The sequence below is a fragment of the Methanomassiliicoccales archaeon genome, assembly GCA_035527755.1.
In the GTDB taxonomy this organism is placed as follows: Archaea; Thermoplasmatota; Thermoplasmata; order Methanomassiliicoccales; family UBA472; genus UBA472.
The window spans coordinates 1-21,374 of record DATKZX010000009.1 but is presented as its reverse complement, the minus strand read 5'-3'; the positions used below and the strand labels follow the sequence as shown (position 1 = coordinate 21,374).

General features: G+C 55.3%; 24 protein-coding genes and 2 tRNA genes. 7 read left to right on the top strand and 19 right to left on the bottom strand.

What is annotated here, in order from left to right; genetic code table 11:
- Window positions 1-14 precede the first annotated feature (14 nt).
- The 3 genes from VMW85_04485 (at window position 15) to VMW85_04475 (ending at window position 1,471) form a co-directional block, all read left to right on the top strand.
- Window positions 15-101: transfer RNA gene (locus VMW85_04485), tRNA-Leu, on the top strand.
- A gap of 533 nt (window positions 102-634) precedes the next feature.
- The gene (locus tag VMW85_04480) at window positions 635-1,015 is read left to right on the top strand and encodes a hypothetical protein (GenBank protein ID HUT27285.1); all 381 of its coding nucleotides are present in this window, start codon (window positions 635-637) and stop codon (window positions 1,013-1,015) included.
- Between the two features lie 36 nt (window positions 1,016-1,051).
- Window positions 1,052-1,471, top strand: coding sequence for a pyridoxamine 5'-phosphate oxidase family protein (locus VMW85_04475; protein HUT27284.1), 420 nt, complete (start codon window positions 1,052-1,054; stop codon window positions 1,469-1,471).
- 4 nt (window positions 1,472-1,475) lie between these two features.
- Here the strand turns inward: VMW85_04475 and VMW85_04470 are convergent, their stop codons facing one another.
- Genes VMW85_04470 through VMW85_04460 form a run of 3 tightly spaced genes read right to left on the bottom strand, consistent with a single transcriptional unit; the run spans window position 1,476 to window position 4,479 of the window.
- On the bottom strand, window positions 1,476-2,693 hold the full coding sequence (locus VMW85_04470) for a glycosyltransferase 87 family protein (GenBank protein HUT27283.1): 1,218 nt from the start codon (window positions 2,691-2,693) through the stop codon (window positions 1,476-1,478).
- A gap of 23 nt (window positions 2,694-2,716) precedes the next feature.
- Entirely contained in the window at window positions 2,717-3,415 is a 699-nt protein-coding gene (locus VMW85_04465; GenBank protein ID HUT27282.1) for a glycosyltransferase family 2 protein, read from the bottom strand.
- 20 nt (window positions 3,416-3,435) lie between these two features.
- Window positions 3,436-4,479, bottom strand: coding sequence for a lysylphosphatidylglycerol synthase transmembrane domain-containing protein (locus tag VMW85_04460; protein HUT27281.1), 1,044 nt, complete (start codon window positions 4,477-4,479; stop codon window positions 3,436-3,438).
- Window positions 4,480-4,665: 186 nt separating this feature from the next.
- On the opposite strand from VMW85_04460, the gene VMW85_04455 reads away from it, so the two are divergent.
- A complete protein-coding gene (locus VMW85_04455; protein HUT27280.1) occupies window positions 4,666-5,103 on the top strand; it encodes a flavodoxin domain-containing protein in 438 nt (145 codons plus the stop codon).
- Between the two features lie 2 nt (window positions 5,104-5,105).
- On the opposite strand, the gene VMW85_04450 is transcribed toward VMW85_04455, so the two are convergent.
- The 3 genes from VMW85_04450 to VMW85_04440 all read right to left on the bottom strand — a co-directional run bounded on the left by VMW85_04450 (window position 5,106) and on the right by VMW85_04440 (window position 7,682).
- Window positions 5,106-6,437 carry an MFS transporter gene (locus VMW85_04450; GenBank protein HUT27279.1) on the bottom strand — a complete coding sequence of 444 codons (1,332 nt, stop codon included), beginning with the start codon at window positions 6,435-6,437 and terminating at the stop codon, window positions 5,106-5,108.
- Between the two features lie 61 nt (window positions 6,438-6,498).
- Complete coding sequence (locus tag VMW85_04445) at window positions 6,499-6,837, bottom strand: DUF1634 domain-containing protein (GenBank protein ID HUT27278.1); 339 nt, start codon at window positions 6,835-6,837, stop codon at window positions 6,499-6,501.
- A complete protein-coding gene (locus VMW85_04440) occupies window positions 6,837-7,682 on the bottom strand; it encodes a sulfite exporter TauE/SafE family protein (protein ID HUT27277.1) in 846 nt (281 codons plus the stop codon). Before VMW85_04440 ends, VMW85_04445 begins: the two co-directional genes overlap by 1 nt.
- A gap of 75 nt (window positions 7,683-7,757) precedes the next feature.
- Between VMW85_04440 and VMW85_04435 the strand changes: the two genes are divergently transcribed.
- Entirely contained in the window at window positions 7,758-8,609 is an 852-nt protein-coding gene (locus VMW85_04435) for a THUMP domain-containing protein (GenBank protein ID HUT27276.1), read from the top strand.
- A gap of 10 nt (window positions 8,610-8,619) precedes the next feature.
- On the opposite strand, the gene VMW85_04430 is transcribed toward VMW85_04435, so the two are convergent.
- From VMW85_04430 to VMW85_04390, 9 genes are all read right to left on the bottom strand, one after another.
- Window positions 8,620-9,258 (bottom strand): 50S ribosomal protein L15e, encoded by a 639-nt coding sequence (locus VMW85_04430; GenBank protein HUT27275.1) that lies wholly within the window; start codon window positions 9,256-9,258, stop codon window positions 8,620-8,622.
- 133 nt (window positions 9,259-9,391) lie between these two features.
- On the bottom strand, window positions 9,392-11,827 hold the full coding sequence (locus tag VMW85_04425) for a DNA polymerase domain-containing protein (GenBank protein ID HUT27274.1): 2,436 nt from the start codon (window positions 11,825-11,827) through the stop codon (window positions 9,392-9,394).
- Between the two features lie 3 nt (window positions 11,828-11,830).
- Window positions 11,831-13,021 carry a redox-regulated ATPase YchF gene (locus tag VMW85_04420; protein ID HUT27273.1) on the bottom strand — a complete coding sequence of 397 codons (1,191 nt, stop codon included), beginning with the start codon at window positions 13,019-13,021 and terminating at the stop codon, window positions 11,831-11,833.
- 94 nt (window positions 13,022-13,115) lie between these two features.
- Window positions 13,116-13,892 carry a DUF169 domain-containing protein gene (locus VMW85_04415; GenBank protein HUT27272.1) on the bottom strand — a complete coding sequence of 259 codons (777 nt, stop codon included), beginning with the start codon at window positions 13,890-13,892 and terminating at the stop codon, window positions 13,116-13,118.
- Window positions 13,893-13,962: 70 nt separating this feature from the next.
- A complete protein-coding gene (gene rsmA, locus VMW85_04410) occupies window positions 13,963-14,751 on the bottom strand; it encodes a 16S rRNA (adenine(1518)-N(6)/adenine(1519)-N(6))-dimethyltransferase RsmA (protein ID HUT27271.1) in 789 nt (262 codons plus the stop codon).
- Between the two features lies 1 nt (window position 14,752).
- A complete protein-coding gene (locus VMW85_04405) occupies window positions 14,753-15,301 on the bottom strand; it encodes a DUF655 domain-containing protein (protein HUT27270.1) in 549 nt (182 codons plus the stop codon).
- A 12-nt stretch (window positions 15,302-15,313) separates the two neighbouring features.
- A complete protein-coding gene (locus VMW85_04400; protein ID HUT27269.1) occupies window positions 15,314-15,646 on the bottom strand; it encodes an RNA polymerase Rpb4 family protein in 333 nt (110 codons plus the stop codon).
- 11 nt (window positions 15,647-15,657) lie between these two features.
- Window positions 15,658-15,954, bottom strand: coding sequence for a 50S ribosomal protein L21e (locus tag VMW85_04395; protein ID HUT27268.1), 297 nt, complete (start codon window positions 15,952-15,954; stop codon window positions 15,658-15,660).
- Between the two features lie 2 nt (window positions 15,955-15,956).
- Window positions 15,957-17,192 carry a tRNA pseudouridine(54/55) synthase Pus10 gene (locus VMW85_04390; GenBank protein HUT27267.1) on the bottom strand — a complete coding sequence of 412 codons (1,236 nt, stop codon included), beginning with the start codon at window positions 17,190-17,192 and terminating at the stop codon, window positions 15,957-15,959.
- A 102-nt stretch (window positions 17,193-17,294) separates the two neighbouring features.
- Here VMW85_04390 and VMW85_04385 point away from each other — a divergent pair, with 102 nt between their 5' ends.
- Window positions 17,295-18,218, top strand: a complete 924-nt coding sequence (locus VMW85_04385) for a 4Fe-4S double cluster binding domain-containing protein (protein HUT27266.1) — start codon at window positions 17,295-17,297, stop codon at window positions 18,216-18,218.
- An 11-nt stretch (window positions 18,219-18,229) separates the two neighbouring features.
- On the opposite strand, the gene VMW85_04380 is transcribed toward VMW85_04385, so the two are convergent.
- The 4 genes from VMW85_04380 to VMW85_04365 all read right to left on the bottom strand — a co-directional run bounded on the left by VMW85_04380 (window position 18,230) and on the right by VMW85_04365 (window position 20,832).
- Window positions 18,230-18,775: a KH domain-containing protein gene (locus VMW85_04380; protein HUT27265.1), complete on the bottom strand. Its 546-nt coding sequence runs from the start codon at window positions 18,773-18,775 to the stop codon at window positions 18,230-18,232.
- Complete coding sequence (locus tag VMW85_04375; GenBank protein HUT27264.1) at window positions 18,775-19,563, bottom strand: serine protein kinase RIO; 789 nt, start codon at window positions 19,561-19,563, stop codon at window positions 18,775-18,777. The genes VMW85_04380 and VMW85_04375 overlap by 1 nt, the downstream gene beginning before the upstream one ends.
- Before the next feature lie 8 nt (window positions 19,564-19,571).
- Complete coding sequence (gene eif1A, locus VMW85_04370) at window positions 19,572-19,904, bottom strand: translation initiation factor eIF-1A (protein ID HUT27263.1); 333 nt, start codon at window positions 19,902-19,904, stop codon at window positions 19,572-19,574.
- A 91-nt stretch (window positions 19,905-19,995) separates the two neighbouring features.
- Window positions 19,996-20,832: a hypothetical protein gene (locus VMW85_04365; protein HUT27262.1), complete on the bottom strand. Its 837-nt coding sequence runs from the start codon at window positions 20,830-20,832 to the stop codon at window positions 19,996-19,998.
- A gap of 151 nt (window positions 20,833-20,983) precedes the next feature.
- Between VMW85_04365 and VMW85_04360 the strand changes: the two genes are divergently transcribed.
- Window positions 20,984-21,083: transfer RNA gene (locus VMW85_04360), tRNA-Glu, on the top strand.
- Window positions 21,084-21,374 lie beyond the last annotated feature (291 nt).

The window sequence follows — 21,374 nt, the reverse complement described above, 5'->3', positions numbered from 1 at the left end:
CGGCTAAATCCTAGGCAGGGGTAGCCAAGCCTGGCCAACGGCGCTAGATTCAGGGTCTAGTCCTTAGTGGTCCGAGGGTTCAAATCCCTTCCCCTGCACCATCGCATATTTTATTACTTGACATAAATGGCCGAACGGTTTTTTATCGCGCCATGTTTGGTAGAAACTCTCGCCGGATTAGATTGACAATTGTTAGATTCGATAAGCTACTTCCTTGTTCACCAAAATAATCATATATTACATGTAATCATATGGTGATTTAGGTGATAATGGTGAGAATAACACCTGCTAAATGGGATTCGGAATATTCCTGGCTTCGCAATGAGAGCCTGAAGGATCGATCTGGAACCTTTTCAACAAGGAACGTCTCGTCAAAGACCAAGAAAAGCGGGTCCGTATACGCCACCCGAAACGATGGTCGTTCGTCAGTCATATCTGAAGGATCGGAACGCAGGAAAACGACCTTGTTTGGGCTGGCACTGCAAATATTTGGAATGGTGGCGTTATTGAACGTCCTGCGCCTCGACCTTGATGCCTTCGCCCTCATATCCTTTGGCATGCTATTGATTGGAGAAATCATTTTTATCATCTCCTTAAGCCATCGGGGATATGGTTTTCGGGGAGAGAGGATCCAATGACAAACGTGACCATAAGAGGCATAGACGATGAGACCTACCTGCAATTCTCCGCCGAGGCTACCCTGCGAGGAATGCCCATCGGCGACCTGACCACCCAAGCCATGAAGGCCTTGTTGGAAAAAAGCAAGGACCCGGTCTATCGAATTACGAACCTGGACAGCCTAAAAGTGTCCCGTAACGATCTGGAATCCATCGATGGAACGGTGATAATTTCCAACATAGACCAGCTAGAGTTCGAGGAGGACGTGGACTGGGCGATCCTCAAGGACCGTGTTCAGCTGATAGAGAACGTGGACCGCATAGTCATTTCTAAGAAGATGTCCAAGTTCCAGATACTGACCAAGGCAAGGAACGTGGACAGTATCGTATCATTATGATTTCCAAATGATTGGCGAATTGATAATTACCTACCGATGGCATTACCGGCCATGGTCAAGCTCACCCCGGAGATGACGGAGGCCTTCAAGGCCACCAAGTACTTCGCCATGGCAACCGCTTCTAAGAACGGAGACCCGAACGTGGTCCCCATCGGCATGGCGATCCTTATGGACGATGAGACGGTGTGGATCGGCAACCAGTTCATGAGCCAGACGCTGAAGAACGTACTGGAGAACCCCCGGGTCGCCTTACTGGTATGGACCCCCGGCATCGTCGGTTGCCTGAAGGTCAAGGGCGACGTGAAGGTCATCGATTCTGGTCCAGACTACATCAAGATGAAAGGACTGGTCAAGGAAAGGAAGCCCAAACTGGAATGCAAGGGACTGTTGGCCATGAAGATCACGGACGTCTACGATTGCCGCTCGGGAGCCGATGCGGGGAAAAGACTGCTCTGAACCTTTAATCGCCAGACTCTAACGCTTTGTTATCGATGAAGGGGCGTTCCTTCAATGCCAGGCGGACAGCGTCTACGAAGAGCAGCAGCCCGATCAATGCCAGGGCGAGGCCGACCAGCCAGCTCCCGTTGAACTCCACCGGGGGTTCGGTACCCTCTCCTCTTGCCAGCATCGTCGCCAATATCATCGGGAGATAGGCGAAGAACAACCTGGCCCAGATCTTCCAGTTCTGCGCCGCCCATATGGAGAGCAGAGCCACCATCATTATCCAATAGCCCATGTGGACCTTCGGATAGAAGATGAAGAAGACCATCATCACGATGATCACGCTCTGCCAGACGGACATCCTCATGTGATAGGGATAGAGATAGGCGAAGGCCATGGCCACTCCGAGCAGCGCCAGCTGGACCACGCTGGGGATCCCCCATCCACCCATGTTCAGGAAATGCCAGAAACTGGAGCCTCCGGTCGGACGCCCGCCATCTCCCAGGAAATAGAAGTTCAGGAAGTAGGAGAAATCCTCCCAGCAGAGCAGAACGAAGGGCAGGGCGATGATCCCGGTGACCAGCAGCGCTATGATGATCGTTTGGAAGCGGTCCTTCCAATTACGCTGCTGCAGAAAGTGCACCGGGAACAATAGAACAGGGAACATCTTCGTCCATATACCCACCCCTATTGCCACGCTGGCCTGGTTCCTGCGCTGTAGCAGCATTAGAACCACCGCGAGAATGAAGATGAAGGCTACGATGGATTCGTCCTCTCCGGTGCCTGACTCCACCAAGGTGAAGGGAGAGAGCAGGACCACACCCCCGGCCAGATAGGCCTTCAGCTCATCATATTGACGCAGTGATAGGTAAATGAGAGAGGCCAGCAGGAACGCGAATAAAGAGAAATAGATGCTCCAGACCCAATCATGCTCCGCCCCTCCGAGTAACTGAGGGACGACCAGCAGGTAGTTGATGAACGGAGGGGTCTCGGTGTGCACATCCCTGTATAGCAGGTTACCGTCCAAAATGGTCTGAGCCCTTTCGCGATAGACATCGAGGTCCGGATGGGAGAGGTCCTCATCGATGACGTTGACCAGGAAGGTGTTGTCAACGATTATCATCGATCCATAGAGGATCAGAACGAGCATTGCGTACAGGACCAACTTACGTCCGGTGGTGAGCGGACGCAGTTTTTCCGTCACCATGCCCCATCGATCCAGCAGCCTGAGCCTCATATCACATCCTCAGAACGATGTGTTCAACGCTTCTTCTTGAGGGCCATGATCTCCTCCCGATGGTCCTTCTTGAACTTGGAGAAGTCACCCAGAGTTATGAACGGTACGGTGTAGAATTTGATGTACGATTTGCCGCTCGGCCGGTCGTAGTGCACGATGGGCACCTCGATGATCTTCATGCCCTTCAAGGCCGCCAATGGCAGGATGAACCGGTGCAGCCCCTTGTACCCTTCTGGGTCGAAGCCTATGCTCACCGCCTTCTCCCGGCGGAACGCCTTGAACCCGCTGTTCTGGTCCTTTATCTGCAGACCGAACTTGCTCCTGATGATGAAACGATTGTATGTCTTGGAGATGAACCTGCGGACGAAAGTGTCGGTCCGCTCCCGCCTCCAACCGGTGACCACATCGAAGCCCTCATCGATCTTCGATAGAAAGAGCGGTATCTGCTTAGGCTCGTACTGCCGGTCAGCATCCATGATTATGACGATGTCGCCTTTCGCCTGCTGGAACCCGGTGCGAATGGCGTATGATCGTCCCAGATTAACCTCGTGATGCACCGCCCTCACGTTCGCATGGTCCTCTGCCAGCGCATCGCATAACGCCGCTGAACGGTCGGTGCTCCCGTCGTCCACCAGCAGTACCTCGCCGTCGATCCCCTTTTCTTCGTAGACCTGCAGGATGTCCTCGGTCAGGGGACCGATGTTCCCTTCTTCGTTCTTCAGCAGTAAAACGGTGGTGCACTTCAGTGGAATCCCCTCTTGACTTTTTCGGATTTGTTATCAGATGACCCTTTGGCCGCGGCCGATCCCTTCCGATGATCGAACAGCATTGCCAGTAAACACACCGGGACCGAGAGCCAGATGGATGTCAGAGCGCTCAGCAGACCGGCGGTGGCCGCCACTTCGTAGCTCAGGCCGCTGGCAGTGAAGACCGCCGATGACATTACCACATTGCCGCTACCAGCGGATAGCAATACCGCGCTGAGCGATGCCAGGCTGGCAGTGGCGATGACCGCCACTATGGAAACGTTCACCCCTATCGCCTCCATGATCAGGTACAGCCGGAAGATCTCGTTGGCCCATATGACCATGGTGAGCACGGATGCCCACCCCAATAACTTCCAGTTGCCCTTGAAGGACAGAGCTTCGTTGAACGAATTTACTAGGTCCGTGAGTTTAAGAGCGTAGTTCTCGCCCTTCTCTCCCTTGACCACCTTCTTGATGACCTTTGTCCCCCATCCGCCGATGCGGACCATCAATGAATGTTTGGCCAGTATATAGATAAAGAACATGTTGGCCACGACCATGGCCACGACCATGAATATCAATAAACCTTGAAGGTCTTCGATGATATAGGCCAGCAACAGTATTAGGCTGGTGACCGACAGCAACGTCAGGACCACGAAGTCCATGACCCTCTCGGTAACTACCGTGGCCAGCCCCTTGCCCATCCCCACCCCTTCCTTCGTATTTATCTCCACTATGCGGGAGGTCTCGCCGATCACCCGACCGGGAATAAGGTTGTTGATAGCCTGTGAAAGGGAAAAAGCTGTGAAGGTGGTGCGAAAGGAGACGGAATGACCGGTGTTGCGCATGAGCACCCCCCACCGGTAGGCCTTGAAGACCATGTTGATCAGGTAGAGGAGTACAACGATGCCAATGAGGGTGGGGTCCACGTTGGTGAGCGCCTTACCCACCGCCTCCGGGTTGGAGGCCAGTATCACTAGAATGATAAGTGCGGCAGAAATGCCCAACTTGATCTTCGTGCCAAGGCTCAGCCTGCCCATGATCCGATCTCCCTTCCCCCAATCCGAACGGCCTTAATCAACTTACTCGTGATAAGGACTCGTTGGCTGGTTTTATGACTAGGATTGAATTATATCAAATTTTGCCTGTTTTAGGGCCTTCCCTGTTCTGGAATGGGAGTGGCGCAAAGATTGTAAACGCAGGGAAGGATGCAGTGGGGACTACACATGCGCATACTGGTCATGTACGACAGCTTCTACGGGAACACTGAACGGATCGCCAATGCCATTTCCGAAGGGCTTCGGGAAGGAGGGAATGAGGTTGATTGCCGTCACCAGTCCGTATCGGGGGAACAGGACTTCCTGGGCGTTCATCTTTGGATATTGGGTTCGCCAACCAGATGGGGTCGACCGACCTTCCGGTTCAAGACCTTGGTGCGTAACGCGGTGAAGGATGCTGGGAAGGATCATGACTTCGTGGTCTTCGACACCCGTTTCGAGGAGGTCCATTCAGGAGCGGCCGATCGTTTGCACCGGATGCTTTCAAAGACGGGACTGCGTCCGTTGTTACCACCTCAGCACTTCTTTGTAGAGGGGAGCGAGCTACGATCGGAACAGGAAGAGAAGGCTTTGCAGCTGGGACGGAGCATTGCCACCCTGCTGTGATCTCACGTCACTACTATCGCAGGTTGTTCAGAATCGTCCGGTTCCTTCTCCACATCGGTGAAGGCGAGCATGGCCAGGGCGATGATGACGAAGACTGATGACATTATGAAAAGTGCAAGGTAGCCGAGGTATTGGGCTATCAGACCACCGGTTATGGAACCGATGATGGTGGATATCCCTTTCACAGAGCTGAACATGCCCATGGACTGACTGCGGAAATGGTTGTAGGACATCTTGGCCACCAGGGAATCGGAGGCCACCGCGAACATGGCCCAAAAATAGCCGGACAACCCGTTAAGAGCACACATCACGATGAACACGCTAGTGAGGTCCAGGGGCAGCAGGGTGACGAGGAAGAAGGAGGGGAAGATGAGTATCCTTCCGACATACGCAATGCTCTGCGCCTTTCTGCCACCGTAATTATGAACGTACCGACCGGCGGCCACGTATGTGAACGCGGAGACCACCGCACTGGCCAGATATACCGCCATGACCTGGGCGCTGCTTATTCCCACGTATTGTGACAGGTATGTGGGCAGGGCAACATAGAAGCCCAAGAAACCGGTGAAAGCCAGGAAGACCACTATATAGTAGCGTTTAAGGGCTTTTGGAAAATTACGGGAGTTGAGGTTCTTGCTCGACATCTCGACCACGTACAGTAGACGTTGGGGCATGAATCGCAACTTCTCTTGCACGAAGAGAGGCACCTTGTAGAGGTCCAACCGGTGAAGTTCCTTCCTCTCCACGGTCCGCGAGGGTTCCGGCATGTACTTCCAGCCAAGGAACACAGATATCAGGCACAATGCACCGGAGAGTATGAACAGGGAACGCATGGGCGCGGAATCTCCGTTGCTCGGGAAGATCAGCAACCACATCGTACCGACCAGCAGACCGAGCACCCACCCCATGCCTCCGATCCGGCTGAAATGCCCCAGTCGCTTGGCCCATTCCTCCTTCCGGAAGCACTCCAGGACCAGAACGGTCCCCACCGGAGCTATGGCCGCCCCCATGATACCGAAGAGGAAATTGGCCACGAAATACCCACCCATTCCGCTGGTGAACCCCATCAAGATCAAAGAGAGGGCCATTCCCAGGAATCCGATGAGGATGAACGGGGCTCGCTTCTTGGTGGTGTCGGAAAGGTTGCCCCAAAGGATGTTGCCCGGGACCGATGCTAGGGAAGTGGCCGCGCTGATCAGTCCCACCTGCGCAACGGTACCTTTCAACCCCTCGGTGATGAACAGGGGGATCAGCGCGTTGGTGCTTCCTGCCGATATGTTGTAGGGCAGAAATGAATAGTACCAATTTTCGTCCTTGCACCTGTCCTTGGCCATAAGCGGACCGGGATTGATGCCGGATATGTAAAACCATGCGGTCTGACCGCTCACTTCCGACTCATACCGCCCCTAGAAATACCGCCAATACCACCGCTGACAGCACCACCATGGATATCAGCGCGAACTTCCAGTCCTTCTCACCCAGGAAAAGACATAGGGCACCGAGGACCCTGGTCAGTGGGGTGGCTATCAGCATCAGCAGACCGAGGGTGACGAAGGCAAGGGGGTCCAGGTCGATCATCCCTTGGGGAATTTTTTCCAGTGGCAAGGTGCCTTCCATCTCTGCACCGGCCCCCAGTCCCAAGAGCAACCCGGATATCAACAATACCATGCTGAGCAGCATTCCCCATTTGAGGATGGGATGCACCACCCGGCATAGCCTTTCCTGCCCGGCCATTATGCCCCACCCCACAGTCCGGTGGTCTTGAGGATCATGGACGCGGCGACGATGAACAGCATAATGGCGAAACCCTTTCGCAGCTGGTTGGAGGAATATTTTGCCATGAGCATGGTCCCGATATAGGCCCCGGCAAAGACCCCCAGAGCCACAGCGGCGCAGAGATAGGCGTTCAACAGTCCATGGCCGTAGAAGATGATGGCCCCGGTGAGGGCCGTCACACCGATCATGAAGTTGCTGGTGGCCGTGGCCGCTTTCAACGGTACGCACATGCAGACGCTCATTACCGGTACCTTGACCAGGCCGCCGCCCACCCCCAGCAGGCCGGAGAGCATACCGGCGACACTACTGTATGCCAATCCTTTCCTCAACCCCTTCACACCGTAGTTGATCTCACAATTGCTCCGAGGGTCGACGTACCTGCAGGAAAGGTCCACTATCTGCTCTTCAGCCTTCACCTCGTCGGGGGAGAAGAACAGCTCGGTCCGGCGAAGCATGGTGAACCCGGCATAGACCAATAGCGCGGAGAAGAACAGGAACAGTACCGTCTGGTTGGTATAGACAGCGATCAGCGCCCCGATTATGGACCCCATGGTGGTAGACATTTCCAGGAACAGAGCCAGACGTACGTTGGTCAATCCTTGCTTCACGTACTTGGTGGCCGCCCCGGTCGAGGTGGCGATCACCCCGATCAAACTTGCGCCTATGGCCTCCTGCATGGGAATACCAAAGCCCAATGTTAGCAGGGGGATTATTATCAACCCTCCTCCGAGGCCCATGAGGGCGCCGATGGTCCCAGCGCTCATGCATAGCAGGGCGATGAGCAGAAGCAGCAAGGCGTCCATTGGTCGGTCATGATCGCCTTGGAACATAATCTTAGCGGGAGAATGGTTTATTACCCCGATCGATATGGAAGGGGTATGGGCCTGCTGCTCGTCAGGTACGCCGAACTCGGATTGAAGAGTCAAGGCATCCGCAGATATTTTGAGAGGGTGCTCACCTACAACATGATGGCCGCCTTGGCCAAGGAAAAGATCGAGGCCTTCATTGATTGTCAGTATGGAAGACTTTTCGTGAGCACGGACCGGCCAACGGAGGCTGCAGCGGTGCTGCGCCGCGTGTTCGGCATCTCCTCACTGAGCTTGGTGGAGGAATGCGGCAGCGACCTTGTCAGCATCAGGAAGCTAGCCTTGAAGATCGCGGACCCTTTATTGAAGGACGGTTCCAGCTTCAGGGTGGAGGCTCGCCGCAATGGCACACACACATACACCAGCATGGACCTGGCTCGCGATGCTGGTGAGGAGATCTTCGAAGCCACTCGACATAGGGGTGTGCGAGTGGACCTGCACCATCCGGACCAGATAATCTATGTGGAGGTGAGGGAGAACCGCGCCTACATCTTCAGCGAGTACCTGGACGGCCCCGGGGGTCTGCCCATGGGCAGTCAGGGCAAGGTCGTGGCCATAATGAACGAACGAAAGGATGCCCTGGCGGCCTGGATGATGATGAAACGAGGCTGCCGGGTGCTTTTTCTGGGGAAAAACGAGGAAGCCATGCGCATAATCGATGGCTGGGACCCCGAGGTCCGCAAGATCAGCGGGGTTTTGGGGAAGCAGATATACCTAGGCAAGGCCCACGGAGTGGTGGTCGGCTGGTCGATCGACGAACTTGTCTCCGCGGAACGGTTGGACGTGGACGTACCTGTATACCATCCGCTCATCGGGATGGATAAAGAAGAAGTGGAAAGACGTTTGAAAGAGATTTCTGAGTAGGCCGATAGGCCTACTTTATCTGGTTGTTGTGAGCCCTGACAGATGGTCTGGCCTTCTCGGCGCCCTTGCCCTTCCAGCGCATTCCGCGACCCTTCCGTCCGGCGGAGGTCTTACCGCGGTATACCCTGTTCTTGTGGGCCCGGCCGCATATCCAGTTCAGGTTCTTGTCGGCCATCACAGAGGGGTGGTGCTTGTCCACCAGGATGGTCTCGAACCAGACGTGCTTACCGTCCTCTCCCACCCAGTAAGAGTTGAGAACCTCCATGTTAGGATAGCGCTTGGCCGTCCTCTCCTCGGCGATCCTCTTGATGCTCTTGCCCATGGTGATCTTCTTCATACCCTCGCGCTTGGCCCGGCGTCCTTTCCAGATCTTGCGCTTCTGCAGCCCGCCCTTTCGGACACGGCCGCGGACCACGATGACGCCCTGCTTGGCCTTGTAGCCAAGAGCCCGGGCGCGGTCCAATCGGGTAGGCCGTTCGATACGGCTGAAGTTCTTCTCCCGCCTCCAAGAGATGAGGCGTTCCCATTGCAGAGCCTTAACGTAAGAATCCTCGGGGCGGTCCCAGGCGTCGGAGATGTAAGAGTACATGCTCTTACCCCTCACCGGGCGGGGTCCGTCCTCGTTATCGTCGATCTTCTTATCTACCATTTGTATCACCAGCGCCGCAAAGAGCGGCGTTTCGGGATTCGCCCCCTAAGGGGTACATTTCCAACGAGACATCGATCTCGTTACAGTCCCGACACATAATGTCGCCGTATATAAACGATTTGCAGACCGGGGATCACATGAAGTCATCCAGTGATAGTTTCTTATCGGTCTTCTTGACCTGCTCCAACTTGATAACGGGTTTCTTTTCCTCGGTGAACGAAGAATCGAAGAGGTTGGCCTGCTGATTGCCGTTCAGTAGGTCCCGGTCTCCCCAACCGAACACCTCTGTGGCCCGCGACAACGTCTGGGCCATGCGTTCGGCGTAATAACGATAGTCGGGGGTGTAGGGGAACTCCTGCCCGCTTACGTAGGGCTGCACCTCCTGGGGCTTCTTTCTTGAGTTCGTCACGATCCACGAGACCTTCATCCCCGGTACGAACTCGTATCCCATGGTCATGAGCTTCTTGGCCGTCTGCACTGTCGCCTGGGCGTCGGGATTGGCGTATTTCCTGAAATCGCGGCATCCCTTGGAGATGATCAACTTCTCGATCGGCACGTTCCCGGATAACATGTCCTGGACATAGGAGCGGGCGGCCTTCACCGCCTCGTCGATCTTTCCGTCCATGATGAACTCGAACATCGTCATCAGCGATTCCGACTGAAGGTCAAAGGCGTCGGTTCGCCTCACCTCGTAGCCGCGGATGATCAGCTCCTCCTTTGGCCAGATCATGCGTCCCACGTACCTCTTCTTCTTGCCGTGGGAGAACAGGGGCTCCATGATCTTTTCGAACTCCAGGGAGCCCCCCTCCTTGGAGAAACGCACCGCCAGATCCTTACCGAAGGTGATGGAACCAGGGAGCTCCGGGTAGGGAGATTGAACGAAGACCGAGTCGGTGTCCGAGTAGATCACATTGGTGCCTTCGCCCTCCAGGGATTTGATGATACCCTTCGTCGTCTCCCTGGCGAAAGCGGTGATACTGCCACCTATGCTCCGGTCGGTGAATCGGTAGAAGGAGGATGCGAACACCCCATAGAATGAGTTCATCAATATCTTGATGGCTCCTTGCAGACCATCGTAATAGTGCGCCTCCTCGGGGTCCTTGGCCTGTTTCATCAGCCTTTTTGTCTCGTCCCTCCGGCGCATGAGGTCGGCCAGGATGGTCGGCAGAATGCCGACGCGCTGCTCTTTGGTGAGGAAGTGAACGCCTATGGGCGAGACCACCTCCCCGCTGTCATCTCTGGTGGTGAAGCAGATGTTGCGGGAGATGATCAGGCTCGGATACATGGACTTGAAGTCCAACACGCAGACCCAGTGGTAGACCCCGGGGGAGATCTCATGCACATATCCGCCTTCGATCGCTTCCTCATCATCGCCGAAATCACCGGTCAGCGGTACCGCCACCTGTGGGACATTGCGGTCGGCCGAACGAATAAGGATGGAATCGATGAGCTGCGAAGAACCGCTGTTCAGCACGTCGTCCACTGGCATACGGGATACGGCCGCAAGGTCCATGCCCTTGCGGATCCTTCCCACCTTGCCCAGTATCTTCAACGCCAGCTCGGCGTCCCTCAGACAGTAGGCTAGAACCTTATCCCGATTGTTGGCCCATTCCTTGTCGATGGCCCGGGGATCATAGTCCTCGCCGACCTTCATCTTCATGTCCACATCCAGCTTCTCCTCCCCCAGAAGTAGCTTGGACACGGCGTTGAGTGTCTCCTGTTTAGGCCGGACCTCCACCTTCACCGCCCACCAGGCGTCGGCAACCAGCCTTCCGGTCAAGCGCCAGAATCTCCCCATGACCTGGCGGGGTGCGGAAAGGTCGCGACCCCATTGAAGGTTGTTCAGCCCATATTTCTCCGCCCGCTTCATCATGAAGGGGATGTCGTAACCGTCGATGTTGTACCCGGTGATGATGTCCGGGTCCTCCTCCTGGATTACCTGGGTGAACCTTTCTATGATCTCCTTCTCGCTGCCAAATAGGGGGTCGCCGTTGCGCATTCCACCCTCGTCCTTGATGACGTAGCAGACGGTGTAGATGGTCTCGTCCTTGATGGAGTTCTCAATGTCGAAGCTCAGGACCTTCAGCTTCGGTGTGAACGGCTTGATCTCGGTGAAGGAGCGCAGATTGATCACCAGATCGGTGGTGTAATCCCCCTTCACCTCCTCGCCCCGGGCTGTGAAACATGCGGGGATGTCGTTGTCGTAGATGAAACGGTGATGGAACGGGATATCGGCGGCGTACACCTCGAAGCCCTGGTGCTTCAGTTCTTTACGATACTGCGGCACCACCCAAGGGAACTTGATCACCACTTTTGAGCAACGTTCGATCCGACCCCTGTTGATAAGGAAGAGGTCCACCGGATCGATGGCAAGGAAATCGTCCTTGCCTTGGACGTGGGGCGCCACCTCCTCCGGCGGAGCGGCAACGTGGAAGTAAGGGCGGAACCCGGACTTGCGCATGGTGATGGAGCGTCCGTCCCTGGTCTTGCCGTACAGCTCGATGATGATATTGTCGTTCTCCGCCTTGGAATAAGAAGCGGTCAGCAACCTGACGTCCCACTCACCCATCTCTTACCTCTTCGCCACTATGGTCATCACGTCCTCGTTCTCCAGTACATGGTCGTGGCCGACCACCCGATGAGTGCGGGCGTTTATCGCCCTTATGAAATGATCTCCCAGGTCGGTATGCACCTTGTATGCCAGGTCCCTCGCGGTGCTTCCATTGCGTAACAGGAAGGCGTCTGGAAGGACGTTTCCATCGTGATCGGTGAGATGTCCTTCATCCTCCACCGGATAGACGACGATGAGGTCCAGCATGTCAAAGGCAACCTTCTCTATGCACTGTTGGATCCCGGTGCCGCCGTATCTCTGCATGACCTGGGCCATGTAATCCAGCGCCTTCTTCTGATTGGGATTCAATTTCGCCGGATCGTTGATCTTGAACTCCTTGTCGCCGGGGACATAGGTTATCAGTCCGGCCTTGGTCGCGCGACGCAGCGCTAGCTCCGTCTCGGCACATGTCGGTACCGTTACGTAACCTTCCAGTTCGCTCAATCTTTTTATGAGCGCGGGATCGGCCACATCCGCCTTGTTGAGCGCTATTATCATCGGCTTGCTCTGTCGGCGTATGTTCTGTGCCAGGCGGTAAAGGTCCTCGTCCTTCCATTCGATGATCTTCCCTGGCATCGCGGAGATCCGCAGGGCGGCGGACACCTGTGCCTCGCTAACCCCAAGCCCGGTGAGCCTTTCATGGATCACCTGTTCCAACTTCATGCTTTCCAAGTGCGCCGCCCGGGCCAGCTTGTCGAACCCCTTCACCATGATGCCTTTTATCCACTCGACGATCTCCCTTTCCAGGAACTGCAGGTCCTCTACCGGGTCATGGCTTCCTGGCTTCACGGCGTTCCCCTCGAAATCGGTGGAGCCGGTGGCGTCCACGACATGAATGAAGGCGTCAGCGTTCCTAAGGTCGTCCAAGAACTGATTTCCCAGTCCTTTTCCCTTACAAGCATCCGGTACCAGACCGGCCACGTCCATCAGCTCCGTGGGCACCAATCTCACGCCGTTCTCACAAGCTGAGTTCTTCGGTTGGCACTTGACATTGAATTCGATATGAGGGCATTTGGTGCGCACGAAGGCCATTCCTTTGTTGGGCTTGATGGTAGTGAACGGATAGTTGGCTATCTCCGCTGTTGCCAGTGTGGCCGCGGAAAAGAAGGTGGACTTCCCTACGTTGGGTTTTCCGACTATACCGATGAGCATCTTTTCTCCCTCCATCCATAAGGTGGCCGGGGTAAAAAAGATTGCCTGACAAGAAACGGTCCCTTTCACCACAAACCGGGTGTGCTGCTGCCGTTCAACGCCCATCTGGGAATGCTATATGGACCCGTTTGGACAGGAAGGAAGCGGGCATGTCCTTGACCATGCGCTCGGCCTGTTGAATGGGGATCCCCAGGGACATCATGCCCGGTGGCATCCAGTTGTTGCCGGTAGGGTCCACGGGACCGATGATGAGGGCGTGCGCCGGACAGTTGGCGCTCAGACCGGCAGGATAGCTGAGGAACGATGCGCAGCTGGGACCCCAAGGTGCACTGGTCGATGTGAATATGTCCGGAGTGCCGAAATGGTGCAGGGCGAGCAGGTTTCGGAGCTGTTCGGCCTCGGCGAATAGCAATATGGCCCTAGGAATCCCAAGAGATCCCTGGAAATCATCACAGGACATGACGCACAGGTAGCGGTCAGGCGGCCTGATCAGGCCGACGATGTTCTTGCTGCGCGTAACCATGTCGGGGTCCAGTTTCAGGAACTCGGCCTCCCCGTGTCTGAAGTCCGGGGTACCCGTGGAGATGAAGTACCTGAGCCCCTCGGCCATCTCGGTCAACCCGGTCCAGGTCTGCCCACCGGGACAGACCCCCGAACGTGCCTCAGGACCTATGTGCAGAGAGGAAACTTCGCCTTTGGCGCACATGAAGACCGCCTTGGCCACGCATCTGTCCACCATACCGAATGGTTTGCTGCCTTCGGGAACTTCCTTGCTCTCGAACACACATAGCGCCCTATGCCCCAAGTGTGCGCCCTTCCTCAAAGCTTCCCCCATGAAGGGTACCGACAAAACTATCTCACCCACTGCCATCTTCTACCTCACCATCGGGACTATCCAACTGACACGTATTCAAGCTACCGTCTTTGACGCGAAGAAGCGCTTACAACCTCTGGATGGCGTCGGACAGCTCCCCTATCTGCTCCGGGCTGAGCTCTTCCACCCTCTGGTCCATATAGGGCAGGTCCTTCCGCTCTTCCTTCTTTATCATGTCCTTCATCTTCAGCACCGTGCCGATCTTCTTGCGCCTCTGCTGGAATAGCACGTCGACCATTCTCATGAAGTGCTTCTCGTCCTTTAGGGCGAAGGGGGCGGGGCGAGGGGTTAGCAGTACGACGGTGGAATCAACCTCTGGCTCAGGCCAGAATCGGGAACGGGGGACGTTCTCCAGCAGCTTGCATTCCGCTCGATAATGCACATTGACCGACAGTCTGGAATACTCCTTCTCCCCGGCGGAGGCGGCCATTCGCTCAGCGAACTCCCGCTGTACCATGATCACCGCCCGCTTGAAATTCATGTCCAGCAATCGAAAGAGCAGGGGGGAGGATATGCTGTATGGAACGTTAGAAAGGAAGAGGTCGAACGGCGGGACGTCCACTTCCAGGAAGTCACCCTCCAATACGTTCACCTGCGGATAACGGTCACGAAGGAACCTCACCGCTCCTGGCTCCAGCTCGATGGCGGTCACGTCCTGCGTTCTCTGCAGTAGCGCTTCCGTCAAAATTCCGAACCCCGGCCCGACCTCTAGGACCCGGTCCCCTGGAGATACCCCCAGATACTCGACCTCCCTTTCAGCCACCCGGCGGTCCACCAGATAGTTCTGCCCTTTGGATTTTGAAGGCCTTACACCATACCGCTCGAGAAGGGAGCGCAGCTCCCCGATGCTGATCATCTCACCTAGAAACGAATATGCGGTATTTCTGAGTGGGGTCGGACAGCTCGGACTCTATGCGCTTGGCCACCACCTTTTCGGGGTGCTTGAATGTCGGAATGCGAGCAGCTATGTCCGCGAAGGAGGCGAAGGGACCTTTCTTCCTCTCGTCCAGGATGGCCCACATGGTCTTCTTGCCCAGACCGGGCAGCAGCTCCAGCATATGATAGCGCGTGGTGACCGATTGGGCCTCGTTGAAGAACTGTACGTAACGGGCCTCCGTCTCCTTGATCACCTCAACGATGACGTAGGGAAGCTCGCTCTGAGCCCCTGCGGTCAGTTCCTCGTAACTAACGCGCCTCTTCACGTGCAGGACCTTGTCCCTCTTGTCCATGTCCTTACCGATGTAGACCGTCTCACCCAAGTTGATGATGACGTCCGGTTTGGGGACCAGTTCGAAAAGTTTGAATTCGGTGCCGCCGAGGGCATACGCTACTGGATCCTTTCTGAAACCCCTCTCCGAGGGTAGTCCTTGCGGTAGATAATCAAGGATATGCGCGTAGTCCTCCAAAATAACACCAGCCTAAAGATATTCATTCACCAATTTAATAATCTGCTCGGCCTGCTTCTTATCGATCACCCTTCGCTCCTTGGCGAATATGACCCTGACATCGTCATTGTGGGTCGGAAGCAGGTCGGTGATCTTGACCGCCACCTGCTCGGATGTGACCATCTCTGAGATGAAATCGAGGGCTGTAAGTTTGGCCCTCAGTTCCTCAGCCTGCTCGACAGTGAGCTTGGCGATCCTGGCGTGTTCCAAGGCTAGCTTCTGCTCGGTGGTGAACTCTCTATCCTCACCCTCGGCCTGCAACATCTCCTTCACCTCAGCCAAGGTGACATAGCGATCAGCGGTCATTTTACCACCAATCAGTACTTGACCTTGCGCATATGCTCGGGTCTGGAAATTACCGTCTTGTATTTGTTACCGTCACGGACCGACAACACGTATGCGCGTCCCTGAGCGGCCAGGACCCTACCGGTCTTGCCGTGAAAGCGCAGGTGCGGGGCACCGAAGTGTATGCTTGGGTCCAGGAAGATGTTGGCTTGCTCGCCCACTTCGAACTGAACGAACTCGTGGGTGATGGCAGAGAGCCCCCTGTGCCTGGGGTTCCTCCTCAGTATGTTTCGGCCCTTATGCCTCAATCCATGGGATGCTTTGACCATTTCTATACCTCACTGTTATCGATGATCCCGATCACGTCCAGTACGTCCACGGTGCAGGGGACTCCCAGCATCTCCGAGAGATTGGGTTCGGTCCTGCCTTCATCCCCGTGGACGAACTCCTTCACATAGGTACCGGACTCGGTGCGCAACCGCAACGTCATCTTGTCCTCCTGGAAATCCTCCAGGACCACGTAGACGATGTGGCGTTCGCGCTTCAAATCCGCTCGCCGGTGAGATACCCTAACGGGCGTTCGCTGGACGATACAGGTTCGATTGAACGTGCGAGAAACCTCATCCACTTTACCCTTATTAACTTTGCCGTGAATGGTGACCTGGACCCGGTACTCCTTTTCCGGTGTGGCTTCCTTGATCCGCCGCACCTCCTCACGGGTGGAGAAACGTAAACCCTCCACTTCCACCATGTCCTTGCACTTTTCGTTGACCTCCTTCTCGATGGAAGCGAGGTCCAATGCACGGAACACAGGGTTGCTGATCTCGATGACGAAGGGACGACCGTTACCTAGCATGCGAGCGTCGATGTCTTCCCGCCCCATACCGTGGAAGAAATGCTCCTTGGCATTGGCGTATGGCAGAATGATATCCCCGATCTGCTCCTGCACGCTGGTCTGGTACATCTTTCCGGTGTGGTCGCAGCGGGGACAGCCCTTGCCTTGACAAACGCGGCAGGGCCATTTGGTCTGTGGTATCTCCCTTGACAGCTTGCGATAGCGGCCATAGATGAATACCGGTGCCACGTCCAGCTCCACGTGGGCGAAACGGGTGTCGACCAAGGCCACCACCTGGGGGTTCTTGAAGTCCACATCCTTATCGGTGATGGCGAAGACGGCCTTACCGATCTCCCGGTTCAGCTCGGACTTTATGGGCTCGGCGAACTCTTGACCGACCAGGGACCAAAGCTCCTCCTCGCGAGCTTGGACCACTGGATCGACCCTGGTGCCGACCAGGAAGTTGTCGTACTTGATCTCCTGAAGTTTCAAGGCCACCGCCTCAGCGAAGCGGGGCACCTGCTCGAAAATCTCGTCGCACAACCAGCACCTCTGGTGTGTGTAGGGGGCCAACCCCTCCTCGGCCCTCCTGTCGTTGATCAGGAGGCGAAGCTCGGCGCCGCGACGCTCATTGGTGGTGCCGGTGCCCACGTGGGCGAACGGCCGCCCTAGACAATGATCGCAAAGGTCCTTGTCCTGGGCCTTCAGCGCTTGTTCGAGTACTTCCTTCATGTGCGGGCCGCCCTACCCTCTCCCCTATAAATAAAATATCGTTTGTTAACGGGGAAAAGAGTTTTAATGTCTGGGGACACATGAACCCCTCTGTTCAGACCCATGACCGAGAACGGGAACATATTCAGGCTTCTAGAGGCGAAGGGATATCTCGCAAGGTCTCTTTCCGTCTCCCATCTCCCGGAGGTGCGGAAGGACCTGGAGATCTTCCATCATCAAGGTCTACTGGACCCCAAGCTCTACGAACTGTACCTTGCCCGTTTTAGATACATCGTGCCCGAATCGTTCCCAGATGCCAAGAGCGTCATCGTTATCGCCGTTCCACAGCCCATCTGCGAGGTCACCTTCAACTGGGAAGGGCGAAGAATAAGGACCGTCGTCCCGCCAACCTATGCCCAGGCAGTGGAGATGGACCAGGAGATCGTCGATCTGCTGGAGAAGGGAGATGGGAACGGTGTCCACCTCATGAGGGCGATCCTGCCCCATAAGACCCTGGCCGCCAGAACAGGTCTGGTAGAGTATGGTCGCAACAACATCACCTATGTGCCCAAGTTCGGCAGCTTCTATCGGCTGACCAGCTTCTTCACCAACAGGGAGCTGCCAGACGATTGGCGGGACGTGAAGGCCATGGAACGCTGCGATGAGTGCCGGGCTTGCCTGAAAGCGTGTCCCACCAATGCCATCTCCGACGATCGATTCCTGTTGCATGCCGAGAGATGCATTACCTTCCACAACGAGATGCCGGCCGATACCCCGTTCCCCGAATTCATATCTGCGGGAATGCACAACGCCCTAGTGGGATGTATGATCTGCCAGAATGTATGTCCGGCCAACATCAAGGTCAAGGATTGGATGGTGCATTGCAGCGAGCTGAGCGAGGATGAGACGGCCTTCCTAATGAAGGGTGATTTTACCGGGCCCGAAGCGAAGATGATGGCCACCCGCCTGGAGCCTTTGGGTCTTGAGCTGAGCATGTTCCCCAGGAACCTCGTGGCCCTGCTGAAGAACGGCAGTGCTTGGAACTGAACCGTTCGATCTCAGATATCGAAGCCCATCTCAGTGATGCGCAGCGTGGCCCGTTTCCTTTCCAGATAACGGTATACGGTGGCATGCTCGCTTCCGCTCAACAGCATGTCCACGGCGGTACGTGCCACTGGCATCTGCGCAGAGTTGCCGATGATGCAGACCGTGTCACCGTAGATCGATATGTTGACACCAACGAGGTCCTCGATGATGCGGCGGGTCTTGCCCCCGGCCCCGATAACCCGGGCACGGACGCGCACCAATTGATTTTTAGTCTTGCCTACGTAGTCATCGATCTCAATGAGCTCCAGGTACTCATCGTCGTCCAGGAGCCGGAAGGCCTTTTGAGGGGCGAAGCCGCGGCCGATGGCCTTGATGATATCCATGACCTTCAAGGGAAGCAACGGGTCCTCTACATTGGTGTCATCAAAGTACACCTCCCCCTCTTCGGCGTCGATGGAGATACGCATGCCGGTCTTCCGTTCCAGGAACTTCTTGGTCTCCCCGCCCTGCCCTATCAATGCGCCGACGCGCTCCTTGGGAATCTTGACGATCTTCATTAGCGTTGCACCCCCTGAACGTATCTCAGGACGGTCTGGTCACTCCACACCTTGACGTCCAGGCTCCGGAAGTAGCGGTTGATGTTCTTGATGTCCCGCTTCAGGAAATCCACGGCGTTAGGGTGATCGGTCACCATCGCTTGACCGCAGTCGATTATATATGGCTTACCTTCATGAAAAAGGATGTTGTACTCGCTCAGGTCTCCGTGCACCAGGCGTGCCTTTTGATACATCCTCTTCATGAACATGACTATCTCACGGTACACCTTATTCGGTTCTTCCAAACGGACCGTTCGCAGCTGCGGCGCGGCCATGTTCTCGTCGCCCAAGTAGTCCATTATGATCACGTTCTTGAGAAATCTGTAGGGATGGGGCACTCGGACGTGCGCCTCCTCCATACGGCAGAGGTTCTTGAACTCCTTGGTCGCCCAGGCGTAGATGAGCTTGCGGGTGTTTCCCGACAAACCCTTGAAACGCGGGTCGCCCTCGATGTACTTGGCGATGTTCTTGAAGGTGTTGTTGGAGGTACGATAAATCTTCATGGCACGGTGCTCGCCATCCGGAGTGGTGATGCGGAAGACATTGCCTTCCTTGCCAGTAGAGATAGGAAAATCAACTTTAGCTATGCGCTTTTCACAGCTCAGCTTGAAGATGACAGACAGGGTCAGGCGGTCAAAGACCTCGTCCATGACCTTGCGGGCCTCCTTGGAGTTCTCGTAGGAACGAGTGAGACGCAGGCCGTCCACCTGCCGTTCCAGCTTGAGGATATTGGGGTCCTCTTGTGGCATAAAGCCTCTCAGAATATGTCCAGGTTCTTTGGAAGAACTTTCCGGCGGCTCAGGTGGCTGGACTGGGTCTTGGTGAAACGGTATAATACGTCACACTTCTCATCCTGGAAATCCCAGGGACGGATTATGACCAGGTCGCCTTCCCGAATCCACATTCGCTTCTTGATCTTTCCAGGGATGCGCCCCATGCGGGAATTGCCATCGGCGCACATTATTTTGATACGGGAGGCGCCCAGCAGCTGGTCCGCTATGCCGAACATCTCCCCTTGTTTTTTGTTCGGATACGGGCAGCGAAGAATCTCTTCGCTTTGATCTCCCTGGTTGTAAGTTGCGTTGCTCAATGGAAGCCTCCAATGGTAAGTTTCCTTTAAACCCGTTCCTATATATAACATTGGTGCAACTAGCGGTAGACGCCAATTGTACTGGGGCCGTTCAGTCCAGAGCCTTTTGGATGATCTTGGTCATGTCCTCGATGTTATAGACCGTGCCGCAGTAAGAACAGGACTTCAGTCCCTCCTTCTTCGAGTCCTTATCAATGGTGATGGAAGCCCCGCATGAGTGGCATTTGTAGGGGATCGCCAGACCCTTCGTGCTAACCTGCTCCATAAGCTCGTTCATATCGATGGTGATGTGCTTGATGATCTTTTCATCGTCAAGCTTGCGGACCCGCCCCGCTTCTTCCCAGAACTGGTACTTCTCAAGGATGACCGCTGCCTTCTCGTAGTTACCTGCCCTCTCCATGTTATGTGCCATGTCCAGATCGTTGATCATGGTCTCCTCGGGCAGTTTGCTCGGGTTGTCCTTCTTCCAGGACCTGATCAGTTTACCGACCCAGGGATCGCTTGTTTCCATCCCCTCTACCTTGGCCATATATGCATAGGCCTTGGCCTCTTCGGCTTGCTGCTGCTTCACCTTGGCGTCGCTAGCTTCCCGAACGAGTATCTCCTTGCAATTGACGCATGCGAATGAACCGTTGACGGTATGCCTCTTCTCCAGCTTGGGCATTACCCCGGCCATCATTATCGGCATGAAAATGATGAGACCGATGAAACCTATTGCGATGTACTCCAATCCGAGGGGGAATATCCCACCTACGAGGTCTTCGACCGCCGGCTCGCCAAGAGCGATGAGGTTGAAGAAGAAGGTGGCCATAAAAAAGATGGCTACGAGGACAGTGAGAGAAAGGACGAACAATATCTCAAAGAAAGGTTTACCACACCTAGAGCAGCGGGTTTTCTTGTTAGCGACCACGAGAGGCATGCAGTTCATTTTAGATTATTAAAGATTCTCCATGGGAAATTACTGGAAGGCGAACAACGTTGATATCGTAAATTCAGGAGATCACCCGCCTAGGTTAGGCTCTATTAAGCTACCTGCGCCAAGATTTAAGTAATAAATTCAATATCAAGCGACATCCTACGCTCCCGTAGTGTAGTCCGGCCAATCATTCCGCCCTTTCGACATCGCTGAATAGCGGTGGAAGGTAGGCGAAGACCCGGGTTCGAATCCCGGCGGGAGCACTTTTTTAATCAATTGTGATAAGTAAATAAAAGGTTTTTTTCTTAAGCAAGACCGGGTGGGATGCTCTAGAGGACGTTCAAGCCCACCTGGGCGCCCGAGTTGAATGATGCATATACTATTATTCCCTCGAAAGCATTCCATCCCATCCATCCAAGAGGCATTGCTGGGCACATGCCCTCGCAGGGCGGATTAGAATACGGGCTGACGATGAAAGCGATCGAGAGATTGTTATGGTGGTTGATCGCTGGTAGCGCTGGTGGCGTGAACCGGGGCCGGATCATTAACGCATT

Coding starts and splice junctions, on each gene's coding strand:
- VMW85_04480 (HUT27285.1), top strand. CDS start 635: ATGACAAACGTGACCATAAGAGGCATAGACGATGAGACCTACCTGCAA.
- VMW85_04475 (HUT27284.1), top strand. CDS start 1,052: ATGGCATTACCGGCCATGGTCAAGCTCACCCCGGAGATGACGGAGGCC.
- VMW85_04470 (HUT27283.1), bottom strand. CDS start 2,693: ATGAGGCTCAGGCTGCTGGATCGATGGGGCATGGTGACGGAAAAACTG.
- VMW85_04460 (HUT27281.1), bottom strand. CDS start 4,479: ATGGGCAGGCTGAGCCTTGGCACGAAGATCAAGTTGGGCATTTCTGCC.
- VMW85_04455 (HUT27280.1), top strand. CDS start 4,666: ATGCGCATACTGGTCATGTACGACAGCTTCTACGGGAACACTGAACGG.
- VMW85_04450 (HUT27279.1), bottom strand. CDS start 6,437: ATGGCCAAGGACAGGTGCAAGGACGAAAATTGGTACTATTCATTTCTG.
- VMW85_04445 (HUT27278.1), bottom strand. CDS start 6,837: ATGGCCGGGCAGGAAAGGCTATGCCGGGTGGTGCATCCCATCCTCAAA.
- VMW85_04440 (HUT27277.1), bottom strand. CDS start 7,682: ATGGACGCCTTGCTGCTTCTGCTCATCGCCCTGCTATGCATGAGCGCT.
- VMW85_04435 (HUT27276.1), top strand. CDS start 7,758: ATGGGCCTGCTGCTCGTCAGGTACGCCGAACTCGGATTGAAGAGTCAA.
- VMW85_04430 (HUT27275.1), bottom strand. CDS start 9,258: ATGGTAGATAAGAAGATCGACGATAACGAGGACGGACCCCGCCCGGTG.
- VMW85_04425 (HUT27274.1), bottom strand. CDS start 11,827: ATGGGTGAGTGGGACGTCAGGTTGCTGACCGCTTCTTATTCCAAGGCG.
- VMW85_04420 (HUT27273.1), bottom strand. CDS start 13,021: ATGCTCATCGGTATAGTCGGAAAACCCAACGTAGGGAAGTCCACCTTC.
- VMW85_04415 (HUT27272.1), bottom strand. CDS start 13,892: ATGGCAGTGGGTGAGATAGTTTTGTCGGTACCCTTCATGGGGGAAGCT.
- rsmA (HUT27271.1), bottom strand. CDS start 14,751: ATGATCAGCATCGGGGAGCTGCGCTCCCTTCTCGAGCGGTATGGTGTA.
- VMW85_04400 (HUT27269.1), bottom strand. CDS start 15,646: ATGACCGCTGATCGCTATGTCACCTTGGCTGAGGTGAAGGAGATGTTG.
- VMW85_04395 (HUT27268.1), bottom strand. CDS start 15,954: ATGGTCAAAGCATCCCATGGATTGAGGCATAAGGGCCGAAACATACTG.
- VMW85_04390 (HUT27267.1), bottom strand. CDS start 17,192: ATGAAGGAAGTACTCGAACAAGCGCTGAAGGCCCAGGACAAGGACCTT.
- VMW85_04385 (HUT27266.1), top strand. CDS start 17,295: ATGACCGAGAACGGGAACATATTCAGGCTTCTAGAGGCGAAGGGATAT.
- VMW85_04380 (HUT27265.1), bottom strand. CDS start 18,775: ATGAAGATCGTCAAGATTCCCAAGGAGCGCGTCGGCGCATTGATAGGG.
- VMW85_04375 (HUT27264.1), bottom strand. CDS start 19,563: ATGCCACAAGAGGACCCCAATATCCTCAAGCTGGAACGGCAGGTGGAC.
- VMW85_04365 (HUT27262.1), bottom strand. CDS start 20,832: ATGAACTGCATGCCTCTCGTGGTCGCTAACAAGAAAACCCGCTGCTCT.